Source organism: Mucilaginibacter sp. R-33, assembly GCF_049949235.1.
In the GTDB taxonomy this organism is placed as follows: Bacteria; Bacteroidota; Bacteroidia; order Sphingobacteriales; family Sphingobacteriaceae; genus Mucilaginibacter.
Genome location: NZ_CP188089.1, coordinates 2,801,017 through 2,827,226, shown reverse-complemented (window position 1 = coordinate 2,827,226; position 26,210 = coordinate 2,801,017). Strand labels below are relative to the sequence as shown.

At 42.8% G+C, this 26,210-nt stretch carries 18 protein-coding genes; 11 read left to right on the top strand and 7 right to left on the bottom strand.

The genetic code is table 11. The features are described from left to right. Window positions 1-87 precede the first annotated feature (87 nt). Window positions 88-867, top strand: a complete 780-nt coding sequence (gene xth / locus ACP26M_RS11830; protein ID WP_426589072.1) for an exodeoxyribonuclease III — start codon at window positions 88-90, stop codon at window positions 865-867. 66 nt (window positions 868-933) lie between these two features. Here the strand turns inward: xth and ACP26M_RS11825 are convergent, their stop codons facing one another. From ACP26M_RS11825 to ACP26M_RS11810, 4 genes are all read right to left on the bottom strand, one after another. Beyond that, the gene (locus ACP26M_RS11825) at window positions 934-1,545 is read right to left on the bottom strand and encodes a hypothetical protein (RefSeq protein ID WP_426589070.1); all 612 of its coding nucleotides are present in this window, start codon (window positions 1,543-1,545) and stop codon (window positions 934-936) included. Window positions 1,546-1,684: 139 nt separating this feature from the next. Beyond that, complete coding sequence (gene topB, locus ACP26M_RS11820) at window positions 1,685-3,544, bottom strand: DNA topoisomerase III (protein WP_426589068.1); 1,860 nt, start codon at window positions 3,542-3,544, stop codon at window positions 1,685-1,687. A gap of 115 nt (window positions 3,545-3,659) precedes the next feature. Beyond that, window positions 3,660-4,745 carry a phosphotransferase enzyme family protein gene (locus ACP26M_RS11815; protein WP_426589066.1) on the bottom strand — a complete coding sequence of 362 codons (1,086 nt, stop codon included), beginning with the start codon at window positions 4,743-4,745 and terminating at the stop codon, window positions 3,660-3,662. 82 nt (window positions 4,746-4,827) lie between these two features. Further along, window positions 4,828-5,853, bottom strand: a complete 1,026-nt coding sequence (locus ACP26M_RS11810; protein ID WP_274989221.1) for a LacI family DNA-binding transcriptional regulator — start codon at window positions 5,851-5,853, stop codon at window positions 4,828-4,830. Window positions 5,854-6,270: 417 nt separating this feature from the next. Here ACP26M_RS11810 and ACP26M_RS11805 point away from each other — a divergent pair, with 417 nt between their 5' ends. The 9 genes from ACP26M_RS11805 to ACP26M_RS11765 all read left to right on the top strand — a co-directional run bounded on the left by ACP26M_RS11805 (window position 6,271) and on the right by ACP26M_RS11765 (window position 22,291). Further along, entirely contained in the window at window positions 6,271-7,584 is a 1,314-nt protein-coding gene (locus ACP26M_RS11805; RefSeq protein WP_426589063.1) for a DUF3472 domain-containing protein, read from the top strand. Between the two features lie 25 nt (window positions 7,585-7,609). Next, window positions 7,610-8,959, top strand: coding sequence for a Gfo/Idh/MocA family protein (locus ACP26M_RS11800; RefSeq protein WP_426589061.1), 1,350 nt, complete (start codon window positions 7,610-7,612; stop codon window positions 8,957-8,959). A gap of 595 nt (window positions 8,960-9,554) precedes the next feature. Continuing rightward, entirely contained in the window at window positions 9,555-12,620 is a 3,066-nt protein-coding gene (locus tag ACP26M_RS11795; RefSeq protein ID WP_426589059.1) for a SusC/RagA family TonB-linked outer membrane protein, read from the top strand. 41 nt (window positions 12,621-12,661) lie between these two features. Continuing rightward, window positions 12,662-14,182 carry a RagB/SusD family nutrient uptake outer membrane protein gene (locus tag ACP26M_RS11790; protein WP_426589057.1) on the top strand — a complete coding sequence of 507 codons (1,521 nt, stop codon included), beginning with the start codon at window positions 12,662-12,664 and terminating at the stop codon, window positions 14,180-14,182. 87 nt (window positions 14,183-14,269) lie between these two features. Next, window positions 14,270-15,670 carry an aryl-sulfate sulfotransferase gene (locus ACP26M_RS11785; RefSeq protein ID WP_426589055.1) on the top strand — a complete coding sequence of 467 codons (1,401 nt, stop codon included), beginning with the start codon at window positions 14,270-14,272 and terminating at the stop codon, window positions 15,668-15,670. A 10-nt stretch (window positions 15,671-15,680) separates the two neighbouring features. After that, the gene (locus ACP26M_RS11780) at window positions 15,681-16,697 is read left to right on the top strand and encodes a c-type cytochrome (protein ID WP_426589053.1); all 1,017 of its coding nucleotides are present in this window, start codon (window positions 15,681-15,683) and stop codon (window positions 16,695-16,697) included. A gap of 189 nt (window positions 16,698-16,886) precedes the next feature. Further along, entirely contained in the window at window positions 16,887-19,871 is a 2,985-nt protein-coding gene (locus ACP26M_RS11775; protein WP_426589051.1) for a glycoside hydrolase domain-containing protein, read from the top strand. A gap of 483 nt (window positions 19,872-20,354) precedes the next feature. Next, window positions 20,355-20,915 carry an inorganic diphosphatase gene (locus ACP26M_RS11770; protein WP_426589049.1) on the top strand — a complete coding sequence of 187 codons (561 nt, stop codon included), beginning with the start codon at window positions 20,355-20,357 and terminating at the stop codon, window positions 20,913-20,915. 254 nt (window positions 20,916-21,169) lie between these two features. Next, entirely contained in the window at window positions 21,170-22,291 is a 1,122-nt protein-coding gene (locus tag ACP26M_RS11765) for an XrtY-associated glycosyltransferase XYAG1 (protein WP_426589047.1), read from the top strand. 107 nt (window positions 22,292-22,398) lie between these two features. Here the strand turns inward: ACP26M_RS11765 and ACP26M_RS11760 are convergent, their stop codons facing one another. Genes ACP26M_RS11760 through ACP26M_RS11750 form a run of 3 tightly spaced genes read right to left on the bottom strand, consistent with a single transcriptional unit; the run spans window position 22,399 to window position 24,736 of the window. Next, complete coding sequence (locus ACP26M_RS11760; protein WP_426589045.1) at window positions 22,399-22,722, bottom strand: phosphoribosylpyrophosphate synthetase; 324 nt, start codon at window positions 22,720-22,722, stop codon at window positions 22,399-22,401. Window positions 22,723-22,757: 35 nt separating this feature from the next. Continuing rightward, a complete protein-coding gene (locus tag ACP26M_RS11755) occupies window positions 22,758-23,690 on the bottom strand; it encodes a cation diffusion facilitator family transporter (RefSeq protein WP_426589043.1) in 933 nt (310 codons plus the stop codon). Window positions 23,691-23,695: 5 nt separating this feature from the next. Next, window positions 23,696-24,736: an AI-2E family transporter gene (locus ACP26M_RS11750; RefSeq protein ID WP_426589041.1), complete on the bottom strand. Its 1,041-nt coding sequence runs from the start codon at window positions 24,734-24,736 to the stop codon at window positions 23,696-23,698. Window positions 24,737-24,965: 229 nt separating this feature from the next. On the opposite strand from ACP26M_RS11750, the gene ACP26M_RS11745 reads away from it, so the two are divergent. Then, the gene (locus ACP26M_RS11745; protein WP_426589039.1) at window positions 24,966-26,204 is read left to right on the top strand and encodes an MFS transporter; all 1,239 of its coding nucleotides are present in this window, start codon (window positions 24,966-24,968) and stop codon (window positions 26,202-26,204) included. Window positions 26,205-26,210: the final 6 nt, after the last annotated feature.

Genomic DNA, 26,210 nt, shown 5'->3' with positions numbered 1-26,210 from the left:
CTTGCAACCAATTTGCTTGCGAGGGATGGCCGCGCTTTTTATATTTTGAGACGAGCATCATATAACCTAAACTGTTTAAATTGCATCATGAAAATAGCTACGTATAACGTGAATGGTGTAAACGGGCGGCTGCCTGTTTTGCTCCGCTGGTTAAAGGAAACATCCCCTGACGTTGCCTGCTTGCAGGAACTTAAAGCTCCACAGGAAAACTTCCCGGAGCAGGCCATACTTGATGCAGGTTATAAAGCTATCTGGCATGGCCAAAAAAGCTGGAACGGTGTTGCGATACTGGCAAAAGACAGGGAAATTACAGAGGTGTGCCGGGCGCTTCCCGGCGATCCCGAAGATGAGCATAGCCGCTATATTGAGGCACTTGTTGACGGCATTACCATTGGCTGCTTATACCTGCCCAACGGAAACCCGGCCCCTGGCCCTAAATTTGATTATAAATTAGGCTGGTTTGAACGCCTTAAAATTCACGCTGCCGGTTTACTTGCCGCCGATAAACCTGTTGTATTAACCGGCGATTATAACGTTATGCCTACCGAGCTCGATGTTTATAAACCCGAACGCTGGGTAAATGATGCCCTCTTTCGCCCGGAGACCCGCGAGGCTTTTAAAACACTGGTAGAGCAGGGGTGGACCGATGCTATCCGCAAAATTTATCCTACCGAAGTGATTTATACCTTTTTCGACTATTTCCGCGACGCCTATGGACGTAACGCCGGTTTACGCATAGATCATTTTTTACTGAGTCCCCACCTGGAAAAACGACTCGTAGCTGCGGGTGTAAACCGGGATGTACGGGGTTGGGAAAAAACAAGTGATCATGCACCTGTTTGGATTGAATTGAAAGATGTTGATTAATTTAGATATTGAAGATTTACGAAGTTTATAAAACTTCGTAAATCTGGGTTCAAAAACTTGTTATGCCTACCGCCGCATGCCAATGTTTTCATGCACCCATTTGGCCTCTTCTTCGGGAGTTACTTTATCAATAGTACTGTTTATCCTGCTAAAAGTAGCACCCGGGAAATCATAAGGTTTGCTATCGTCAAAAAACGGACCGACAACGCCAAGCATCCACCCGTTTTTAGCAGCCCAATGGGGTGGGTTTACACGGTATTTAAACACCTCGTAATGGATAAAATTGTTTCTGCCGTCAAAATCAATGGTAACCCTTTTAATATGTTCAATTTCGTCGGGGCAGGCATCCAATTCGGTAGGGAACTCCAGCCATTGCGCCAGTGAGCTTTCCGCTCCTTTAATAAGCGTAAGGTATGCCTCCGGGAACAAGTGTAATTCCTCAAGTTCTTTTAAATACAAAAAGGTGTCGTAGCGGGTAAGCAGATTTTGGGCAAAGGGCAAAACATCTTCGGCGGTTAAACCTGCAGACGCTTCCGCCTTTTTATAAAGTGGTAAAATCCTTGCTGATCGTTCCAATTCAAGTTTCTTCTTTTTCTTCTTAACATCAAATAACCTGAAAGCCGCAAATGCTATAATAAAAACTATAATGGTAATAACAATAAGCGTGGTTAGATCCATAATGCAATGAATGTAAGCTTTTATACGGACGAATATCAAATTTATCGTGTTACCAAAGTAAAATCCATACTTAACGTTTTACCCGCCGCCGGAAGAACTACAGTTAAGACCTTGTTATCGCTATTTATGTTAACATCCTTTAGGTTGTAGCTTTACTCCCGGCTGCTTCCACAGTCGGGATTTTTAATGATTTTCCCTGCGCCAGTAATTCGGAAGTGATAGCTCGTGTATAGGTTTTGATCTCGTTCTGGAATTCGGTAACCGAAGCTCCGGAGCGGATCTCTTCCAAACGTTTTTCCCATGTTCCGGTAAGTTCCGCCTGGGCTATCTGCTGATTTTTTACTACTTCATAAACGGCAATGCCGGTAGTTGTGGGTACCAGGTTTTTCTTTTCCCTGATAATGTAATTGCGTTTTAGCAGGGTTTCAATAATGGCCGCCCTTGTTGCCGGCGTTCCGAGGCCGCTGTCTTTCATGGCATAACGCAGCTCTTCGTCGTCAATCTCTTTGCCTGCTGTTTCCAATGCTTTAAGCAGGGTGGCTTCGTTGTATAGTGGCCGGGGTTTGGTTTGCTTTTCGAGCAGGGCTTTGGCTGTTATCGGGAGGTTTTCGCCCTGGGTTACTTTAGGCAGCGTTGCGTTTTCTTCATCTTTTTTGTCGTCTTCCTTATCGTTAAATACAGAACGCCAGCCGGCAGTATGGATCACCGTTCCGCTGGCGTTGAATTTAGCGCCCGATTGTACCACAATTTTGGTAACCTCCTTAATACAATCCTGGTGAAATGCTTCGAGCATACGGCCGGCCACCATGTCGTAAACAGCTTGCTGATCAGGCGAAAGCTGGTGCGGGTTTTCGCCGGTGGTAAGCACGGCGTGGTGATCCGTTACCTTTTTTGCATTTACGCTTCGTTTGTTAAGCGTAGCGCTGCCCAACGCAATGGCTTGTTTGCCAAACAGCGGATGTTGTTCCAGCTTTTCAATCAGTGCAGGCACGCCTGCAAAAACATCGTCGCCTATATAGCGGCTGCCGGTACGGGGATAGGTAACCAGTTTGTTTTCGTAAAGGTTTTGGAGGATGGTAAGGGTTTGATCGGCGGTGAAACCTTTGCGTTTGTTGGCTTCCTGCTGCAGACTGCTCAGGTCGTGCAGCAAAGGAGGTGGTTCTTTACGTGGTTTTGCTTCTACCTGTAAAATATGACCGCCCTGCGGAAAGCCGCCTTCAATATCCTGTACCTTGTCAAGCACGGCCTGTGCTTCATCTTTTGTTTTATAATTTTCGGCAGATATCGCTTTAAATACCTGCCCGTCTTTATCGGGGTGAATGCTTACCTGGTAAAATGTTTCGGGTACGAAGTTTTTGTTTTCCAGGTACCGAGAACAGATCATGGCAAGGGTGGGGGTTTGCACCCGGCCTAATGAAAGTACCGCGCCACGGATCCCCGATGAAAGACTAAGTGCCTGCGTGGCGTTCATACCCACCAGCCAGTCCGACTGGGAACGGCAATGGGCCGAATTGAACAGTGTATCATAATCGCTGCCGGGCTTCAGGTTACGGAAGCCCTCTTTGATAGCCTCATCAGTTTGCGATGAGATCCAGAGCCTTTTAAAAGGCTTTTTGCATTTTAAGTAATAGTAAATATAGCGAAAGATGAGTTCCCCTTCGCGCCCGGCATCCGTTGCTACAATGATCTCAGTGGATTCATCAAATAGCTTTTGAATGGTATCCAGTTGTTTTTTTACTGATGGATCATCCACCAAACCATCCTTGGTTTTTACTTTACGAATAGAGAGCTTAAACTTTTGAGGCAGCATCGGCAGGTGCTGAACGCTCCAGCCGTAATAACCATACTCCTGCGGGGCGGCAAGCTGCAGCAGGTGACCGAAAGCCCAGGTAAAGGTGAAACCCTTGCCTTCAATATAACCGTCTTTCTTTGTAGTTGCCCCAAAAACTTTGGCAATTTCCCTGGCTACAGATGGTTTTTCGGCTATAATAACTTTCATAAATGTTGTTTCCCATGCCCCGGTTTAGGCCGGTTGCTACCAATACGGGCGTCGAAAGTATGAATTTAGCGAGGCCTGTGCAAGGTTTGTTGGTAACATTGTGCGGCCCGACAGGTTAAATGCCGTTGGCAGTGGTCAGTAATTCTTTATCTACACCGGCAATTATTTCACTAAATACAGGTTCGGCATTGATGTAACCTTCAAGTAGTTTAAACTGGTTTTTAGCCCTGATCAAATTATGCCCTTCATATTGTGTACCATAATAAATATCGTTATTTAAAAAATCGGTTAAAAAACGGAGGCCCTGCATATAGATCATTAGTTTGCCCGAAAAGGTGAAATACTGTTTTTCAGTTTCAGTAAGGATGTTGCTCATTTCACTCATATAACCTTTATATATCGCTCTGAAAAAATCTGTCCTGATGATAATCTTATCCAGATTTTTTTCCTCTTCGTTGGCGGGCGATAAATAGGTACGCATCATGTCGCCAACATCGCTTAAATAATAGCCGGGCATTACTGTATCAAGGTCAACAATACATAGCGCGTTTTGCTCTTTGTCAAACAGTACGTTATTTATTTTGGTATCGTGGTGGATCACCCGGAGCGGGATTTCGTTATTGGTTGTAAACAGGTTATAGGTATGCAATATGTTGATATGATCATCAGCAGCTTTTACTTCCTTAGCTGCCTGTTCCAGTTTTCGGGGTTCGGCTGTTTTTAAAGCCTGTTCAAATTGTGCAACCCGTAATTTTAAATTATGAAAATCCGGAAGTGTGTATTCGAGTTTGCTGATGTCAAAATGATTTAACAAACGGGTAAACCGGCCAAACTGCACTGCAGCGCTATAGGCTTCCTTTGTATCCTGCAAAAAGTTTACTGTATGCGATCCTTCAATAAATGGGAAAAGCCGGTAAAACTTACCGTCGGCGGCTTGAATGATCGATTTCCCGTTTTGATTCTTTAGCGGGGCTACAAATAAATAACCTGGCTTGTGTTTATCAAAATATTCTTTGATTAGTACAAGGTTACTGTCGATATGATCGGGCCTTTTAAAAACAGCGACGTTGATTTGCTGAAGAATATAGGAATGGTTAGCACCACTTATTTTATAAGTATAGTTTATTAAACCCGAACCAAAAGGCCGGATATCGTATTCAGAAACGTTTAATCCAAAATTTATTAGGATATCATCAAACATATTATAGACGTTAACTCATCAAACATAGCTAATTTCATAAACGATAGCCATGCGCAAACGTTTGAGTGTTTTTTGTTTAGGTTTATTTTTTGTTTTCAACCAGTTGCGATTCAATGATCACCTTGTAAAAGGCGCTTGGTTCATTGCCGCCGGTACCCTGGTGGTGCAACAGGTCCATCAAAATATCAGTTGCTTTTTGCCCCTGTAAATATGGGAATTGTTCAACCGAGGCGGCGGGAATATTCTCCATATAATTGATTAGCGGTAAATTGGCATAGCTTACAAATTCAAGATCCTTATTGATCCTGATGTTTAGTTTACTGGCGTGTTTAATAGCAAAAAGTGCTACATAATCATTAAAGGTTACTATGGCCGTTGGCTTGCGTTTGCTGGCCAGCAGTTCATCTAATGCTTTTTTTGTACCTTCTTCGGTCAAATCGCACGAAACTATAAGCGAAGGGTCGTACTTAAGCCTGTTTTTGGTCATCGCTTTGATATATCCCTCTTTACGCTCGCCGGTAGCAACCATGGTTTGCGGCCCGTTGATCATGCCTATTGCCCGGTGACCTTTTTTTAGCAGGTAACTAACTGCCTCAATGGTGCCGATTTCCATATTACAGGCTACATAATGGATGTTGGGTATGGCCGGGATCCTGTCGAAATAGACTACCGGGATATTGTATTTTTTTAAGTTTTCAAAATGCTGGTACGAGGAGGTATTTTTCCCTACCGATACAAGCAGCCCATCAACCCGGTGGTTTTTCATTTTTTCAACCAGCTGTTTTTCCTTTTGCTCATCATCATGTGATTGTGCCAGCAATACGGTATAATTTTTTTTATAGGCAGTATCTTCAATAGCGCTTATGGCCGATGAAAAAAAGGCCTCCGAAAGCTCGGGTAAAATGACCCCGATGGTGAGGGTTTTGCCCTTTTGCAAAAAAATAGCGGTTTGGTTCGGCTCATAGTTTAACTCGCCGGCCAGTTTTTTAACTTTCGCCCTTGTGGTTAGTCCTATGCTTGGATGATCATGCAAGGCCCTTGAAACTGTAGAAACCGAGATGCCTAAAATTTGCGCTATCTCTTTTATAGTAGTTGGCTTTGTTTGCATTAAATACGGGCTAATGTCGTTTTTTTATAGTTAAAGTTAAGCGATTATTATGAAATAGCTTGTATTAACTGCATTGCAAACGTTTGCGTGGCTAAATCATCGGTTTGCATAGGTTGGTCGGTTAGTATAGTGGAGATTTGAATATTGGCAATGCCATATAGTCCCTTTTAATTTTATTTAGAGAGCCTCGCTTATCTGCAATAAAGAAATAATCGTTTAGCAGGCGTATTTACCTCCAATTTTAGAAACTGAAGTCGTTACCCCATAATGTTTGATAAATATCTGTTTTTCAATTAATGCCAGTTAAGGGATAATTATGCCCATTTTTCAAACGTTTGCGTTGAAATTGAAGTATTTATTTTTTCCTAAAACCACTAATGCGAGTACATTTATGAAACGATACTTGTGTTATAACCCATGATGAAGAAAACCGCTATAATTTGTCTTTCAATATTGTTTATTTTCATAGGAAATGAAGCTGCCATTGCACAGACGGTACACATTGATGCTTCAAAACTGCGTCATGTTATCCCTTTTGGTGGTAATGCCTGGGTAAGCGCGCCGGATACTATAACCGATGAAGGTTTGATTGGCCTGAGAAGCATAAAATCAACCTGTAATATTTATTTCAGGGTTAGTGTTGCACAGGACCTTGAGCTTGCGCTGGTGGTACGGGTACCGCAGGGGAACAGTACGCTGCTGGTATCGGCAGGAAAAAAGGCTGTCGTCAAAAAAATAAGCAACACAAGCTTTGATACTGTCAGTTTTGGGAAGGTTCACATCAGTCGGCCGGGTTATGTAAAGATCAGTTTAAAAGGCATCAGTAAAACCGGGACTGTTTATGCAGATGTATCTGACCTGGTAATTACCCTGCAAAAGCCGGATAATGATATTTCATATGTTGCAAAAGGCAGCTCATTTCATTTTGGCAGAAGGGGGCCTTCTGTGCATTTACGCTACCCAGTCCCCACCGACAAAGAGAATAAAGTAAAATGGTTTTATAACGAGATTATCGTGCCCAAAGGCCAGGACGTGATAGGCTCTTATTTTATGGCAGATGGTTTTGGAGAAGGATATTTCGGTATGCAGGTAAATTCCGCAACCGAACGAAGGGTGCTATTTTCAGTATGGAGCCCTTTTAATACTGAAGATCCGAAGAGTATCCCGGATAGCATGCGCATTAAACGGGTTAAGAGTGGCAGTAATGTGCATATAGGTGAGTTCGGGAATGAGGGCTCGGGAGGCCAAAGTTATATGCGTTTCCCATGGAAAGCCGGGCAAGCTTACGCCTTTTTGCTTAGCGCCGAGCCGGATAATGCAAAATACACAACCACTTATACCGCATATTTTAAAGATGTAACTGCCGGGAAATGGTTTTTAATAGCCAGCTTTACCCGCCCGCAGAAGGCCACTTATTTAACTCATTTGTATTCGTTTGTGGAAAATTTTGAACCTGAAAATGGCGATAAGATCCGCAAAGCTTATTTTACTAACCAGTGGATAGGTGACAGCGAAAACAACTGGCAGGAGCTTACCCATGCCATTTATACCGGCGACGCTACGGCTAATGCCAACTATCGTAAGGATTATGCAGGAGGAAAGGAAGGCGACAAGTTCTTTCTTCAAAACGGAGGTTTTTTTAACAATTACGTACCGCTTAAAACTCCTTACGATCGCAATGCAACAAAGCAAAAACCTTTAATTGACTTTGAAAAATTACCCAATAAATAAGCCCCCAAAAACCTCAATATTATATATGGAAAGAAGACAATTTCTGAAAACCAGCGCGATTGCGGCAGCCGGTTTTAGCATTTTACCGTCAGGAAGGCTGTTTGCATCGGCACCTGCGAAAGTCCGTTTAGGTTACATAGGCGTAGGTGCCCGCGGCATGAGCCATATTGCCGAAGGTTTGCTTCGCGATGATGTGGAGATCGTTGCCATTTGTGATACACAGGAAAGCTCACTGAAGATTTGCCGCGAATACATCGCCAAAAAAGGCCATGCACCCGTAAAGGAATACACCGGCGGACTGGATGCCTACAAAAAACTGCTCGACCATAAAGATATCGATGCGGTAATTATTGCCACACCATGGCAGTTTCATCACCCACAGGCTATTGACGCTATGAAAGCCGGAAAGTATGTAGGCTGTGAGGTAATTGCCGGTCTTACGGTTGAAGACCACTGGGATATCGTTAACACTTCAGAAAAAACAGGAATCCCATACATGACGCTTGAAAACGTTTGTTATCGTCGTGATGTGATGGCTGCTTTAAATATGGTGCGCCAGGACCTGTTTGGCGAAATCATTCATTTGGAAGGCGGATATCAGCATAATTTAAGAGGTGTATTGTTCAATAATGGTAAGCAATATTATGGCGGCGGCGTTGAGTTTGGCCCTAAAGCCCTGAGCGAAGCCCAATGGCGTACGCAGTTTAATATCGATGTGGATGGTGATATTTACCCAACCCACGGCGCAGGCCCTTGTATGCATTATGCCAATATTAATGCAGGTAACCGCTTTACTAACCTGGTATCATTTAGCACCAAAGCAAAGGGTTTGGCAGCATATGTAGAAGAATTATCGCCCGGTCATCCGAATGCTAAGATCCATTACAAAAACGGTGACGTAACCACTACTATGATCAACTGTGCCAATGGCGAAACAGTGATGCTAAGCCATGATACGCACCTTCCCCGCCCATATTCGTTAGGTTTCCGCGTACAGGGTACTAAAGGTTTGTGGATGGATGTAAACAAAAGTGTTTATATCGACCATAAATCAAAAGAAGATGATTCATGGGACCCGGCAAAAGAATGGTTTGATAAATATGACCACCCGCTTTGGAAAAAATACGAAAAGTTTGCCGAAGGTGCAGGTCACGGCGGTATGGACTGGTTTGTGTTTAACGCCTTTGTTGAATCAGTAAAGCAAAAACGCCAGACACCTATTGATGTTTATGATTCTGTTACCATGAGTGTGATTACGCCGTTATCAACAAAATCATTAAAAGAAGGTAATGCCAGCATAGCGTTTCCTGATTTTACCCGCGGCAAATGGAAGGAGCGCAAAAATACCTTCGCGCTTGATGACAGCGGCTTTTAATTATAATTATCGTTTATATTTTTTGCATGTTTTGTGTAAAGCCCGGCCAAAAGCCGGGCTTTACTTTTTTAAAACGATCATAGCTGCCCTTGGCTCCGGCACAGCGATAGCTTTTTAGTGTAACTCGTGTTTTTTTATTTAATTGATTATAAGGAGTTTATATGTAAATATTTGAATGTATGTTAACCCTGTTAACCCCCTTGCCGGCCTAAGCCAACGGCTATGAGCAACAGCCGAGTGGTGGCCGATATTGCAGTGGATTAATTTTGTAAATGTTAGTCCAACCAACTCATAATCAAATTCTTCAAGCTTAATCCTCCAAATACGCAGAATCCATAAAATTAACGTTTAAATCATCCGGTTTGCAACCCGCTTAATGCCACAAAAGCTTTCAGGAATCAAGCTTTATCACTGCAAAATACTTTGAATCAAACGTTTGCGTAAGCCTGTTTTCACCCAAAGCAAACGTTTGCGCTGTGTTTGGAGGGGCGATTTTTTGTTTTCGAAACCCTGTATCTCTAATTTCCAATATTCAAAAACAAGGCTAAATCACAACAAAAAACTAACAATTAATTAATACTAACACCACCAACGTATGATTAAAATTTACTCACTCCCCGACAAGGGCTTCAGCAAACACATTTATTTGAGGAGGCAGATCAACGGCCTTTTTAAGTTGATGTGCTGTTGCCTGCTACTATTATTGCCAGTACTTGCCAATGCGCAAACAACCATTAATGGTAGCGTAAAAGATAAAGACGGTCCTGTAATTGGTGCTACCGTTACCCAAAAAGGTGTCAAAAATACCACTACAACCGATGTTGCCGGTAAGTTCAAAATTACATTAAAGGGTAACTCTACAATATTGGTTGTTTCTTACGTAGGGTATAAACCGCAGGAAGTATCTGTGGGTGGCTCAACTGATATCACCATCACTTTGCAGGAAGACCTGAATAAACTGAATGAAGTAGTTGTTGTAGGTTACGGTACTGTTAAAAAAGGTGACCTGACCGGTTCAATCAGCTCAATCAAGAGTGATAACCTGACGCTTGGTGGTACAACCACCAACATTGGACAGGCCATTCAGGGTAAAGCAGCAGGCGTGCAGGTACAACAGGCCAGTTTTGCGCCAGGCTCCGGAATCAATATCACCGTGAGGGGTGGTAACTCTATTAATACCTCAACTTCTCCATTATATGTTGTTGATGGCTTCATCAGCGATAATGGTAACCAGGTTAACCCTAATGACGTGGAGGATATCCAGGTGCTTAAGGACGCTTCGGCAACAGCTATTTATGGTGCGAGAGGCGGTAACGGCGTTGTGTTGATCACCACAAAAAAAGGTAAGAATGGCAAAGTTTCTTTGGATGCCGATATATCAGGCGGTACACAATATCTAAGGTATCAGCCGGACCTGTTAACCGGGCAGCAGTATACCGATATCCAAAATGCAACGGCTCTTGAAGATGGTAAGCCACAACCATATCCTTCAAGCTTCCAGGTGGCTAATACCAACTGGTTAAAGCTTGCAACCCGCAACGCAACAGTTCAAAATCAAAGCATCAGTTTAAGCTCAGGCGATCAGAATTCAAAGATCTATGTTGCCGGTAACCACATCAAACAGGTGGGTGTATTACAACATACGGGTTATGAAAGATATACTGCAAGGATAGGTGCTGAGAAAACCATGAATGAAAACCTGAAGATCAGCGCTAATTTTTACGGGGCCAGTTCAAGCTCAACACTGCAGTCATACTCCGGCGATATAACCGCGCCATTATTTAGTTTATTGACTGCACCACCAAACGTAAAACCATATAATGCCGATGGTACTTATAATTATTACGTTACCCAGGGTACAAAAACCAATGCGTTGTCGGGCTTATTAGAGCCCACAAATAATAGCGGCAATAAATTAGTAAATGCCAACATTGGTTTGGATTACAAAATAATCAATGGCCTAACTTATCATCTTACTGCCGGTACCGAATATACCCAAACTACAGCCGGGCAATATTTGCCAACTACAACAATCGCCGGCGCTAAGCAGGGTGGTGTTGCCAGCGAGCAAACCTCATCAGCTTTCAGGTGGATAGTTGAAAATTACTTTACCTATAAATTTAACATAGCTAAAGATCATGACTTTACTGTTTTATTAGGTACGTCGAATCAAAAGGATGTCACGGAAGGATTGAGCGCGGGTGCTAAAGGTTTTTCTACAGATGCGTTTTTATATTATAACCTAAGTGCCGGATCATTGGTTAATGGTTATGGAAGCAGCAAGGCAGAAGCCATGTTGACATCATATTTTACAAGATTTAATTACGCTTATAAAGATAAATTATTAGCATCCTTTTCTTATCGTGACGACCGTTCGTCAAACTTCGGTTCAAACAAACGTTCAGGCTTTTTCCCCGCAGGAGCAATAGCGTATAAGCTTACCGATGACGATTTTATAAAGGACCTGAATACGTTCTCTAATTTAAAAGCTCGTGTTAGTTACGGTGTTACAGGTAATGACCGTATCCCCGCAAGCCTGTATCTTTCAACTTTTAGCCCTTATGGTGTTGTGCTAAATGAAACCGGCAATTTGCAAACCGGTATCGAGCCTAAAACACTGGCCAATCCCAACCTGAAGTGGGAAAGTACAAGGCAGCTTGATATTGGTTTGGATATGGGTTTTGCCAATGGCCGTATCAATGCAAGTATCGACTACTACAGCAAAAAAACAACTGACTTGCTCATCCAGATTCCTATCGGCCAGCAATGGGGCTTCAGCAATCAATGGATAAATGGTGGCTCCATCCAAAACCGGGGTATTGAGCTTTCGGTAAATACCAACAATTTACAGGGTAAAGATCTAGCATGGAATAGCACCGTAACGTTCGCTTATAACAAGCAAAAAGCGTTGGATTTAGGTCCTGGGGTAACCGTGATCAGCACTAATACTGCTAACCCAAGTGGTACCGTTTCGGGCCAGGAATTTACAAGGGTTGTACCAGGCATTGAGTTAGGCGAACTGTATGGCTACGTTTACGAGGGCGTAGTGAAAACCGGCGAAACATACACCCCGCAGCCAAATTCAAAAGCAGGTGATCCTAAATACAAAGATGTGAACGGCGACGGTAAAATTACCCCGGACGACCGCACTTACCTGGGCAATTCCAACCCTCACTACATGGCCGGTTTTGGTAATGATTTTCATTATAAAGGCATTGATCTGGGGATATTCTTCCAGGGTGCATTTGATTATTATCTGTACAACATGAATTCCATGGTACTCGAGTCAACTACAGGTGTAGCTGGATTAAACAGGTTTGTTGCAGGTAAAAACGAAAATACCTCTATCCCTCGCGAAGGTTATTACCTGAGCACTTATGGTAGCTATGTAAACTCGCGCTTTGTTGAAAATGCTTCTTACGTACGTTTAAAGTCGCTTACGCTGGCTTACAATTTCCCGTCATCGTTGTTTCAGCACATGAAAATTTTGCAGGGGATAAGGGTTTATGCCGAAGCTCAAAACCTATGGACAATTACCGGCTATAAAGGTACAGACCCGGAAGTTAACGTGCACTCTGGCGCTACTGGCGGCGGTTTAGACTTTAACTCGTTCCCGGCATTCAGAACGATAACATTTGGTATTAAGGCATCTATCCATTAATGAAATTATCCATTTAGGGGATCAACAAAATATTAGTCAAAATGAAAAAATATAATATTCTACTCTTAGCAGCCGCGGTAGTTACACAGTTTTCGTGTAACAAAACCAACCTCGAGCCTAAAATATACAGCAGCTTAACAAGCCAAAACGCATTCTTAACCAAGTCTGACGCCATTGCAGCGGTTAACTCAGTCTATGCCCGCTTGAAAGGCCCGGCAGTTGGCGATAACTTCGATTATTGGACAGTGAGGCACTTTGCCCTTACCGACTTAACTACCGATGTAGGCCACTGTAGCTACGCCGGCGACCCGGGACAGTTGTCACTGGTGCAATGGAACTCAGCTAACGGTTTGATAGCCGAGGATTACAGGCAGATCTATAAGCTTGTTGCCAATGCAAACAATGCTATTTACAATATAGCCGCGATGAAAAGTATCACAGATGCTCAGAAAAATCAGTTTTTGGCTGAGATGAAATTCTTACGTGCTATAGCTTACTCCGATCTTACAGATGCCTGGGGCCCGGTGATCCTGAATACGGAAAAGGATGTAGCCAATCCCGATTACAAAGCTCAAACCGCGCCGAGCCCGGTTGCGGAGGTGGACGCGTTAATGATCAGCGATCTGCAAAATGCGATCAATGTATTGCCTAAAGATTATACCAAAAGTGATATCTACACAACTAATGATGTTGGTCGCGCCACCAAAGGTGCTGCGATGTTCCTGCTGGCCAGGATCTATCTGCGTGAGCATCAATGGCAAAAAGCCGCTGATTTAACCAAGCAGGTGATGGATCTGGGTATCTACCAGTTATATCCAACCTACGAAGGTTTATTTAAAGAATCAAATACCTGGTGCTCTGAAAATATCTTCTCGGTATTAAGCGATGCCAATGTTAATGGGACTGAGTTATTAAACCACTTTGGGCCGCTAAGCCATCCGGTGTTAACCGACAGATGGCAGTATTATGCCGTAACCTGGGATTTTTATAACAGCTATGGCGATGAGGACGACCGTAAAAAAATGTTCTTTACCCAATACCAGGGTGTTGATGGCTTAACCCACAAACAAGCGCCTTCCTTAGGCGCTACAGCTCCGGATGGTGTTTTATATATGCCTGATGTTGCAACCATGAAATATGCCGATCCAAACGGGGCTAACACTTACTATGATGGTCATAGTGTTGATGTTTTACGTTATGCAGATGTGTTATTAAGTCGTGCCGAAGCTTTAAACGAATTGAATGGTCCAACCGCAGAGGCTGTTTCATTAGTAAACCAGGTTAAAGGCCGCTCACATGCAAAATTATTGGTGCAGGCTAATTTGACCCAGGCAACTTTCCGCGATGCATTGTTACAGGAACGCGGCTGGGAGCTTTATTACGAAGGTAAAAGGAGGGCTGATTTGAAACGCTTTGGAAAATATGATGTGATCGTGAACGCTTACTTAAAACGTGTTGGCCAAACCAACACCGTACAGTTGCCGCGCGACGAGTATTTCCCATATCCGCTTAACCAGGTAAATATCAATCCTAAACTAAGCAATGCGGGCAGGCAGCAATAAGCATAAAATTCAAATATTAGTAAAGAGTATACAGCCTTCAATGGGTTGTATATTCTTTACTGTTTAACCGGTATTACAAAATTAGTGATGAAGGATTGGTTTAAAGTTTTAGCAACAGGGCTGTTGATTTCGATCATCTGCGGTTGCTCGGGTGGCAATCTGATAAAAGAAATTCACATAGGCCTGTATAATAATAACGAGCTAAAAATTAAGCTTGATGTTATGACCAGCAAGCCTGTTGATCTGTACGCCGAATACTGGATAGAAGGTAAGCAGCCGGTAAAGTACAGATCGACCACTACAGGAAATGCTAACTCATATAAGCTTGTGCTTCTGAATATATTGCCCGATACTACTTATTCATACCATGTAGTAACTGTTGACGGCGGTGATACTGTAGTTGGCAAAACCCATACTTTTAAATCGCACCAGTTGCCGCTGTTTTTGCAGGAACAATTCAATGCAAAAGTTGCCGCGAAAGCCGCGCTTCCAACACAGTTTAATGACGGTTTGATGCTAATCAATAAACGCTACGCACCGGGTGTGGCATTTTTGGTTGACGCTAAAGGGCAAATCAGGTGGTACCACATGATTGACAGGCTGGGTTTTAAAGTGATCAATTTTACGAAGGATAAAACCCTGCTTTCTATTTTAGGCCGAAATGATGAACCTACCAGCTACGGCAGTGAGATCTTGGAAATTAATATGTTAGGCGATACTTTACTGCACCTTACCAAAGGGCAGGGCGATTTCAAGCAAACCATTCATCACGAAATATTGAAGAACGATAAGGGCCAGTTGGTAACCATTTTTGTGGATAAGAAAATTATAGATCTAACATCGGTAGGGGGAAGTAAACAGGATACGGTTAACGGAGATGGCATTATGGTGATGGATAAAGCCGGCAAGCAGCTTTATAAATGGAGTGTGTTTGATGTAATGGACCCGCTGAAAGACCCCAAAATCCTGAAAACAAAAAAAGACTGGATGCATGCCAACAGTTTAAATTATGATGTTGACGGCAACTATCTGATGTCCTTTTATAACAACGGGCAAATCTGGAAGATTGACGCCCATAATGGTAAAGTGATTTACAAATTTGGCGAGGGTGGTACCATTGCTATGCCTGTCGACTGCAACTTTACCCAGGCCCACGCAGCCCACATTAATAAGCAGGGAAACCTCATGTTTTTTGATAACGGGGTGGAAAAACACCAGTCGGGCGTGTATTCAATGAAAATTGATGAAAAAAATCAAACTTCAACTATTGCCATGCACATCAAATTACCTAAAGAAATTTTTAACGGGAGGATGGGCAGTGCCTATATGATCAATGATACAACCACATTGGTATGCTGCTCCAAAAGGCACATTGTAGTATTGGCAAATAATAAAGGCGTTTTACAATGGACAATGGAGACATCAGTACCAACCTATCGCGCCGGGTTTATAAAATACGAACAGCTTGATCCTTTTTTAAAACCGTAGATCATTAAAAATGAAAAAGAAATATCAATATATAGCTTTGCTGATGTTGTTAGTCGCTTTGGCGGGCATTGCCCAGTTAGTTTCTTGTAGCGGGAGCAAGGCCGAAGAGGCAAATAAAGCTGATTCAGCGGCTGTGAATAACCTGGTTTCTGTAGATACTACCAAAATGCCGGGCGGCAAATATGGCGCGGCCGTGCGTTATGGTAGGGAGTTAATGCTGCATACTGCTTACTATATCGGCCCCGAAGGTGTGAACGGACATTATACCGGCAATAAAATGAATTGTACCAATTGCCACCGCGATGCCGGTACAAGGGCATATGCCTTTAACTTGATAAGGTCGTTTCGCGATTATCCGCAGTATAGGGCGAGAGAAGGAAGGATTCTATCTTTGGCCGAACGCATTAATAATTGCGTAATGCGTCCTAATTTAGGCAGGCCGCTGCCGTTGGATGGAAAGGAAATGATCTCGATCATGGCTTATCTGAAGTTTCTGAGCGATTCGTCGAATGTGTCAAAAACTACCAAAGGTTTAAAAAACATGGAAGTTGAGTTGCCGGATGTGGCTGCATCATCAGATAGGGGCGAGGTTTTATACGCTCAAAACTGCGAGCGTTGCCATGCGAAAAACGGCGAAGGTAAAATGCGTTTTGATAACGTAACTTACGAATACCCGCCGGTGTGGGGATTATTGGCCTATCGCCCGGGTTCAAGTATGCACAGGGTTGTTAAGCTGGCGCAGTGGCTAAAAGGCAACATGCCTTACGATAAAACTGCCGAAGGAAAACCTTTCTTAACCGATGCCCAGGCACTTGATATTGCGGCTTTTGTAAATGACGATAAAAAACATAAACGCCCGTTGCCAAAAACTACGAAAGAGGTTGATTATCCGCATTATGAAGAAAAAGCGATTGATTATGATAAAGGGCCTTTTAAAGATCCTTTTTCTGAACAACAGCATAAATATGGGCCTTTTAAACCTATTATTGATTATTGGGAAGGCCAGGGGATTACACCTGCTATATAATCAGTAATAAATAACAAATGCCGTTGCTCGGCTCCAGCCGAGTGACCGCTATCTCCAGGCCTCTGGCCTGCTTAACACTGCGGCCGGAGGCCGTGAAATAGTTGCCACTCGGCTGGAGCCGAGCGGCGGCGGTTTTAGGAATTATAATTCCTGAAACAACATTATAAAAAGACTGACTAAATTTATTTCATGAAAAAACAATTTTTAGCTTTCACTTTCCTTTTATCCGGCTTTGCTGCTTCGGCGCAAAAAGTACCTTATACCAATTGCGATAAATGCTGGCTGGCCGATTCATTGGGTAACCACCGTGTGGTGTTAACCTTTAATGGTACAGGTAAAGTGGCTAAAGCAGTGATCAACTGGCGGCGCAGGGATAATGAGTCCGAAAACAAGCGGATTATCATTCAGGATGCTAAAACCAAACAAAAAATAACCAATGTAAAAGTTGGTTCCGTAAACCGTGAAAGCGGCGAACTGTATTTTGAGCCAACATCGGGTAAGGGTACTTACTTTGTGTATTACATGCCTTATAAAAATGAGGGTCGCTCAAACTATCCTAAAGGTGTTTATCTCAAACCCGAAAATACAGCTTCTACAGAGTGGCTTAGTGCCGTGAACAGTAAGCAGGTGCCTTTAGCTGCGGTAAAAGAATTTCAGTCTATTGACGCTTTTAACAGCTTTTATCCGATGGAGGTGATTGCTACCAAAGCTGAAACTGAAGCATTGCTGAGCAAGCATAAATCTGAAGCATTTTTGGTTTTCCCGGAAGACAGGATGAACTCTATCCGCATGACCAAAGATTTACCCCAACGCTGGATAGAACTTGGTCCGCAAAGCAAATATACCGGTGAAGCTGCCCGCGGAGAAAACTTTGCATTTCAGTTGGGTATTTACGCGCTACAGAATATAAAAAACATACAGGTAACATTCAGCGACTTGAGATCTGCAACGGGTAAGGCTATACCAGCTTCGGCGTTATTTTGTATTAACGCCGGTGGCACCACCTACGATGGCAGGCCACTCAGCAAAGTAGTAGATATTGCCAAGGGGGAGATCCAGGCCTTATGGTGCGGGGTAGATGTACCTTCAGCCATATTACCTTCGGTTTATACCGGCAAAGCTACCATCAGCATCAACGGGAAACCCGCAAAAACAATTGCTTTATCTGTTAAAGTAAACAGCAAAATATCAAAAGATGGCGGTGTGAGCGAACCTTATAAAATGACCCGCCTGGGCTGGTTAAACTCAACCATGGCACAACAAAATACCGTCATTGCGCCATATACACCGCTTGAAATAAGCGGCAATACTATTAGCCTGCTTGGCCGTAAAGTGGAGGTGAATAAAGATGGTTTCCCAAAACAGATCCAGACTTACTTTACCCCGGAAATGACGGAGTACGCGACAACACCTAATAACCTGCTTACCGAGGGCATTCACTTTCATTTTATTGATGCCGCCGGTAAAAAGATAAACCTGAAAAGCCAGGGTGTGCAATTCACCAAAAAAGAGGCAGGCACAGTGCAGTGGACGGCAGTAAGCGCTAATGATAGTTTACAGATGGATGTAACCGCCTCGCTGGAGTTTGACGGCTTTATGGCTTATACCGTGAAAGTAAAAGCCCTTCAGAATGTTAGCCTGAAGGATATTACCATGCACATTCCTTTTAAAAAGGATTTCGCCAAATACATGATGGGCCTTGGTCAAAAAGGAGGCTATCGCCCTGAAAACTTTGAATGGAAATGGGACGTTGCCCATAAAAACCAGGATGGCGCCTGGATAGGTAATGTGAACGGCGGTTTGCAATATTCATTGAGGGATGAAAAATATGGTCGTCCGCTGAATACCAATTTTTATCTGCAAAAGCCATTGTTACTGCCAACTTCATGGGGTAATGATAACAAAGGTGGTATTAAATTAGCGTTTGATGGTAAAGCAGTATTAGCCAACAACTACAGCGGTGAGCGCGACCTGAAAAAAGGCGATGAACTGTACTACAACTTTACCCTGCTGGTAACGCCTTTCCATACCATCAATACCGATTTTCAGTGGGCAACAAGGTTTTATCACTCGTACAAACCTATTGATACCATAAAAAGCGCAGGCGCAACACTTATCAATATTCATCATGCAACAGCAATAAACCCAACTATTAACTACCCGTTCATAGCATGGCAAAAAATGAAGGCTTATGATGATTCGGCACATGCTGCGGGGTTAAAGGTGAAGATCTATAATACCATCCGCGAGCTATCCAACCATGCGTACGAAACTTTTGCGCTACGCAGTTTGGGCCATGAGATCTATTCGCCGGGTAAGGGTGGAGGCTTCAGCTGGTTACAGGAGCATGTGGGCGATGATTATATAGCCGCATGGTTTGTACCTGAAATTAAAGACGCCGCCATTATCAACAGTGGCATGAACCGCTGGCACAATTACTACGTGGAAGGCATGAACTGGTTAACTCAAAACGTTGGTATCGACGGTATTTACCTGGATGATGTGGCTTTTGACCGTGTTACCATGAAACGCATTAAACGTGTATTGACTAAAAATGGTCATCCAGGTATTATAGATCTGCACTCGGCTAATCAATACAATAAAAGCGATGGTTTTAACAACAGCGCTAACCTGTATATGGAGCATTTTCCTTACCTCAACCGTTTATGGTTTGGTGAGTATTTCGATTATGAAAAAAATGATCCCGATTTTTTCCTGACTGAAGTGAGCGGGATCCCTTTTGGTTTGATGGGCGAGATGTTGCAGGGTGGTGGTAACAAATGGCGTGGCATGGTTTACGGCATGACTAACCGTATGCCATGGAGCGACGGCGCCGATCCGCGGCCGATCTGGAAAGCCTGGGATAATTTTGGTATGAAAGGCACAAAAATGATTGGTTACTGGGTTGATGATAACCCGGTAAAAACCGATAAAGCCAAAGTTATAGCAACTGTTTACAAAAAAGAGGGTGCCACTATGATAGCCGTTGCGAGTTGGGAAGATGGAGATACCGATTTTCAGTTAAATATCGACTGGAAAAAATTAGGCATTGACCCGGCAAAAGCGACTATTACCGCTCCGGAAATTAAAAGCTATCAGCAGGGCAAAACATTTGGCCTGAACGACAGGATCCCGGTTGAAAAAGGTAAAGGCTGGTTACTAATCGTTAAATAACAGGGTGATGAATAAAAAATGGTTTATCGCCAGATGCTTTTGCATGGGTAGATTATTGATTTAAACCCGCCAGTCGCCCTTGCGGTTTATCGATTGTTGGTTTGTCATGTTAGAAGCTGTTTAAAAACGAATAAAATAAATGTTTTTTGTAGAGACGTATCACATACGTCTCCCGTAGGACAAGCCGCGTTCAATAGACGAGCATGCATAAATTGCATACGGGAGACGCATGTGATGCGTCTCTACATTTGGCAATTATCGTTTTTAAACAGCTTCTTAGTTTGTAGTTTGAAGTATGTATCAAAAGCATACATACTACCCGTATTTTTATAACAACCGTAAACCCTTGAAACTGAAGGGTAACAAGCTCTTTGGAGCATTTGAGTAATAACGCGTTTTGAAATAAAATGAAAATATTTTAATTGAATCGGTAAATTGTTAGTACTTTCATAAAAAAATAACCAAAATATTGAATTACTACCAATGAATACACAGCATCCATGGCATGAAGTTTCAACCGGGCCTAAAATCCCCTATATTGTAAACGCCGTTATTGAAATTCCTAAGGGTTCGAAAGCTAAATATGAGATTGATAAAGAATCCGGGCTTTTAAAGTTAGACCGTGTTCTTTTTTCGTCAGTAATGTATCCGGCCAATTATGGATTCATCCCACAAACCTATTGTGATGATCAGGATCCGCTTGATATTTTAGTTTTATGCTCGGTTGATGTTTTTCCGTTGTCTGTTATCGAAGCTAAGGTGATAGGGGTAATGCATATGGTTGACAATGGCGAACAGGATGACAAAATCATTGCTGTTGCTAATAATGATATGTCGGTAAACTACATAAATGATTTAAGCGAACTGCCGCCACATACTATTAAAGAGATTGAGTGTTTCTTTAAAGATTATAAAGTATTGGAAGGTAAAAATGTAACGGTTGAGCGCTGGATGGGCGTAAGTTATGGGCATCGAGTTATTGAAGATAGCATGGTATTGTATGATGTTAATTTTAAACCTGCCCAAAACAAAGTAGCCGGTTAAAATATTAAGGTCTAACAAAAAATGTTTAACTCTGCTTCTTTTTAATTGAGCTGCGGCGTTAAACATTTTTTATTTTTACTTCGTCCCGGCAGGGAGCGCAGCGCAGATAATCTTTAGGAGTTAGTACCGTTGGTTTCCTTCAGGATTTGCTTGCTCCGTTTATGCCTCGTTAATTTGGGGTTTAAAATTGCAGCAGGCTAAATAATCCCTTCGCAGGATGCATATTTGCATTCGCATATTGCTAATGATGTTTTATGAAAATACTGCACATTATACCTGCTTATAAACCCGCTTACGGCTACGGAGGTCCAACTGAATCTGTATCGCGGCTTTGCGAGGGGTTAGCAGCTAATGGGCATGTTGTTGACGTTTTTACCACTACAGCCAACGGTAAAACCGAACTGGATGTAACACCAGGCGCTGTAATGGATGTGGAAGGCGTTAATGTAATTTATTTTAAACGGATCACCGGTGATCATACGCACGTTAGTCCGGCATTATGGCGCAGGCTTATTAAAACCGCCGGCCATTATGATGTGATCCACATCCATTCGTGGTGGAGCATTTTAAGCGTAATAGCTGCACGGATCGCCTTATTCAGTAAAACCAAAGTGATTTTGGCGCCCCGCGGCATGCTAAGCGGGTACGTATTTGAAAGCGGAAACAGCAGCTACAAAAAATTGATCCATAAATTAGGTGGCCGTAAAATTTTAAAGAAATGCGTGCTGCACGCTACCGCCCAATCCGAATATATGGAATGCAGGAAGTTGATTCCGGGCTGGCAGGGCTTTGTATTACCTAATATTTTATCATTACCTGATATCGAAATAAAGGCGCCCCGCAATGAATGCTTCACGGTTATTTTTATGTCGCGCATTCATCATAAAAAAGGACTTGAAAAACTGTTTACTGCTATAAGCAAGCTCTCTTTTAATCTGAAACTTGTTATTGCCGGCGATGGCGAGGAAGCATATATACAGCAATTGAAACAACTTGCAATTGAGTTAAATATAGCTTCAAAAATTGACTGGATAGGCTGGGTGAACCGGGATGAGAAATTTGAACGGCTTAACCAGTCTGATCTGTGTGTCCTCACCTCCTTTAATGAAAACTTCGCGAATGTGGTGGTTGAATCATTGCATATGGGTACAGCTGTTTTAATTTCCGAAAATGTAGGTCTTTCTGATTTTGTTGGTGAAAATAACTTGGGCTGGGTTTGTACATTAAATACCGTCGACATTGTCGGAAAGCTGAACGAAGCTCACCTTGCAACGCAAAAATTAGATCACATCCGCAAGCATGGCCGCGAAATTATCCGAACGACATTTCATGAGCAGGTGCTGATAACAAAGTATTACGAAGAGTATCTAAAATAATTCCTTTTTTCTTTCGGTCAATTTACTATCCCGAGATGGTTGCCTTCCTTTAAAGTGAAGGTTGAAATGTGTGTTGGAACTAAGGTGACTACGATTAAAGGGCCAGACTATTGTCGGCGCTGCTGATACTTATAATGTAAATTCTTTAGCGTTTCTATAGTCGCCTCATCTGTCGAGATCCCATAGCCCGTTACCAGTGTGCCTTTAATACCTTCCGCTGAAGCAAGGGCGTAAACAATAGCCTCATCGGCGGGGTCGGAGGGGCCTTCGTAGCGGTACAGGTCCACTATTTCAAATTCTTTTACCGGGAAATTTTCCGCGCCTGCTTTGAGGTGATCACCTTCCAGGCTAAATTCATGGGTATAGCCCTGTTCTTTTAATTTGGTTATCGCTTCGGTTACCGTTGCGTAATGAAATTTTTGTTCTTCCATGAGATAGGTGTTTGTTATCAATAGCTAATATACAATTAAAGTACGCTGCCTGTTTCAGTAATTTCTGCCGAAAATGTTTCGGGCTGTACCAATACAAAGCGCACCAAACTAAACTCCTGCTTAATACAATCCCGGATCCGGCCGATAGCTTCGTTGATTTGTTGGGTATCCAAGTCTTCTTTAAAAGCTACTATCAGCATCAAAATAATTTCATCGGGCGATTGATAGGTTGACAGCATGTGCATCACCTTTAAAACGGCATTATCCTGTTCAACGAGGGTGCTTATCTTAGTCCGCGATTCAGACGAAATGCCTTCGCCCATAAGCAAACTCCTGCTCTCCCGGGCTAATATGGCCGAAACACGAACCAAAATTAAACCAACTAATAATGATGCTATACCGTCAAGCACGGGGATGTGATAACGATGGTTCAGGAACATGCAAATGCCAACAATAAAAAGCCCTGCAACGGCTGCGCTATCCTCAAACATCACTAAAAAGGTTGATGGGTCTTTGCTTTTAACTACGGCATCCCACCAGGTTTGATCGCCCCTTATGGCATTAAATTCTTTCAGGGCGATGATGAGCGACGAGCCTTCAAATATGACGGATAATCCCAAAACGATATAACTCATCGTAGGATCGCCAAGGGGTTCGGGTTGGCGGATATGTAATATTCCCTGGTAAATAGATAGCCCTCCGCCCAGGCCAAATATCATGATAGATACAATGAACGACCAAAAGTATAGCTCCTTACCGTAGCCAAAAGGATGGGTTTTATCGGGCTCTTTGCGGGCCCTGTGCAGACCAAGCAACAGCAGCAATTCGTTAGCGGTATCCACTACCGAGTGGATTCCCTCGGAGATCATAGACCCGCTTCGGCCTATAACGCCCGCTATAAATTTGGTTATTGCTATGAGCAGGTTGGCAATTAGTGCGCTATATATCGATTTTTTTGATGAGGTCATATTCCTTAATGCGCTATTACCTCGGCATCGCCAAGTTTTTTAACATACAATTCATCAACCAAAATCACAATAATGGCCACAATAGGAACTGCCAATATGATACCCAGTACCCCCGAAAGCGTTCCCATAACCACCTGGCTGATGATGGTAAGCGCGGGAGGAAGGTTGATCATACGGTTTTGTACTATAGGCACTACGATATTGCTCACTACGGTTTGCGATACAACATAAATGAGTGCCACTATAATAGCGGTATTTGTGCCAATGGTAAGTGCAAGTAATACACCCGGTATCATGGCTATAACCGAACCCAGGTTAGGGATGATCTTTAACATGCCTGCAAATAAGGCTAATATCAATGCCGCCGGAATTCCCATAATGCTTAAGCCTGTGGTAAGCAGCAAGCCCAATAATACCATAGAGAGCAGCATCCCTTTGAGCCAGCCTTTTAATGAAAGACTGATCCTGTCCATAATATCTTGTCCCAAAGGTTTTTTTTGATCTGATAGCAGCATTAAAATGCCATTTTTATAAACATCGGGATTGGTAGTAAAAAAAATACTCAGGAACAGGATGATATAAATATCACCCAGCACGCCAAAGCTGGTACTGAAAAAGTGCTGTACCGTAACCACAACTTTATCGGGATCATTATCGCCCGAAAAATAATCAAGTATTTGCTGCCCCGTTGGGTTTGAAGCCAGCTTAGCCTTAAAATTATTAACCGTATGCGGAAGCGTATCTTTAAGTAAAGTTATCTGGTGCTGTATGGTTGTGCCCATTAAATAAAACAAGCCTGCTACAATTAAAAATGAACCAACTACAGATATGATCATTGCATACCGCCTCGGCATTTTCGTGTTGCGCTCTATCAGGTCGCCAAGGCCATGAAAATAAGTCGCGATCAGTGCGCCTGAAAGTACCATGAGCAGTACGTTAAAAGCCACCCGGGCTATCAGTATCACTACAACCAATAAGGCAACAATAGCAACAGTGTGCCATACTTTTTCGATATAAGTAAGCTCTTTCTCTTTTTTTGGGGTCATATAGCAGGTATTTGTTCCATTAACACATTCATGTACTCTAAATGTTTTGATTGAATTAAGTTAACAAGATATTACCAAAGAGGTTGAGATCGATTGCTTTTAAACTTTTTAAAATGTTTTAAAAAGGAAGTGTAACAATTTAAATGAGTTTTTGTAAAATTATTCCGCCAACGGCTTTTTTACCGATATTTAGGTTTATACCGAACCAAAAACCATAACCCTCCAGTTGATGAAGAAAAACTACTACATCGTAACGCTGATCATGCTTACGTTTTTTGTTATTTCGTTTTTAACCAATATTATCGGGCCGTTATCTCCCGAGTTTATTAAGGATTTCAAGTTGAGCGATGTAATGGCAGGGGTATTGCCCTTTGCGTTTTTTATTGCCTATGGGGTTATGTCAATTCCGTCGAGCATGCTGGTTCAAAAGTATAATGAAAAAACCATTATGGTTGCTGCTTTTGTGGTGGCGTTCTTTGGCTCTTTACTATTGGCTGTTTATCCTAATTATCTTACTGCCATTATATCCTTGTTTTTAATTGGCTGCGGTATGGCTATGCTGCAGGTGGTGATTAATCCGCTGCTCCGCACATCGGGCGGGGAGGAAAATTACGCTTTTACATCGGTATTGGCACAGCTCATATTTGGCGGGGCATCATTTGTTAGTCCGCTGGTTTATTCATACATGGTTAAAAACATGGGGAGCAGCAAAGGTGGTATTTTCCCTTTGCTTGAGGCGCACGTACCCGCAGCCATGCCCTGGATCTCGCTGTACTGGCTGTTTGCAGTTATTTGTTTAGGTATGTTCGTGATTATGCTGATATCTAAATTTCCGAAGGTTGAACTGGCCAGCGATGAAAAAGCCGGGCCATGGAAAACCCACGTCGACCTTTTTAAAAAGCCCGTCGTTATAGCTTACTTTATAGCTTTGTTTTGTTATGTGGGCAGCGAGCAGGGCGTATCCTACTGGATGTCGCAATTTTTACTTGTTTACCACAAGTTTGATCCGCAAACCACAGGTGCCAGCGCGGTAGCCTATTTCTGGGGACTGATGACCGCCGGCGGCATTTTAGGTTTGTTTTTACTTAAACTGATGGATAGCCGCAAGCTGCTGGTGATCTTTACCATTTTGGCACTCATTTTCCTCACGCTTAGCTTGTTCGGCAGCGCTCAAACATCATTGTATTCATTTTCAATAGTTGGCTTCTTCATGTCGGTAATGTACCCCATTATATTCTCGCTGGCGTTGAGTTCGATAGCTGAAGATCACGGTTCATTTGCCGGGATCCTGGTTACAGGGATTATTGGCGGCGCAGTGGTTCAGCTCCTGATAGGCGGTTTGGGCAGCCTGTTTGGCTTAAGACAGGGAATGTTTTTCCTGTACATTACATTTGGCTACATGCTTAGCATCGGTTTTTGGGCTAAGCCGCTGGTTACCAACAAAACTATTTTTGATAATAAAGCATAATATATA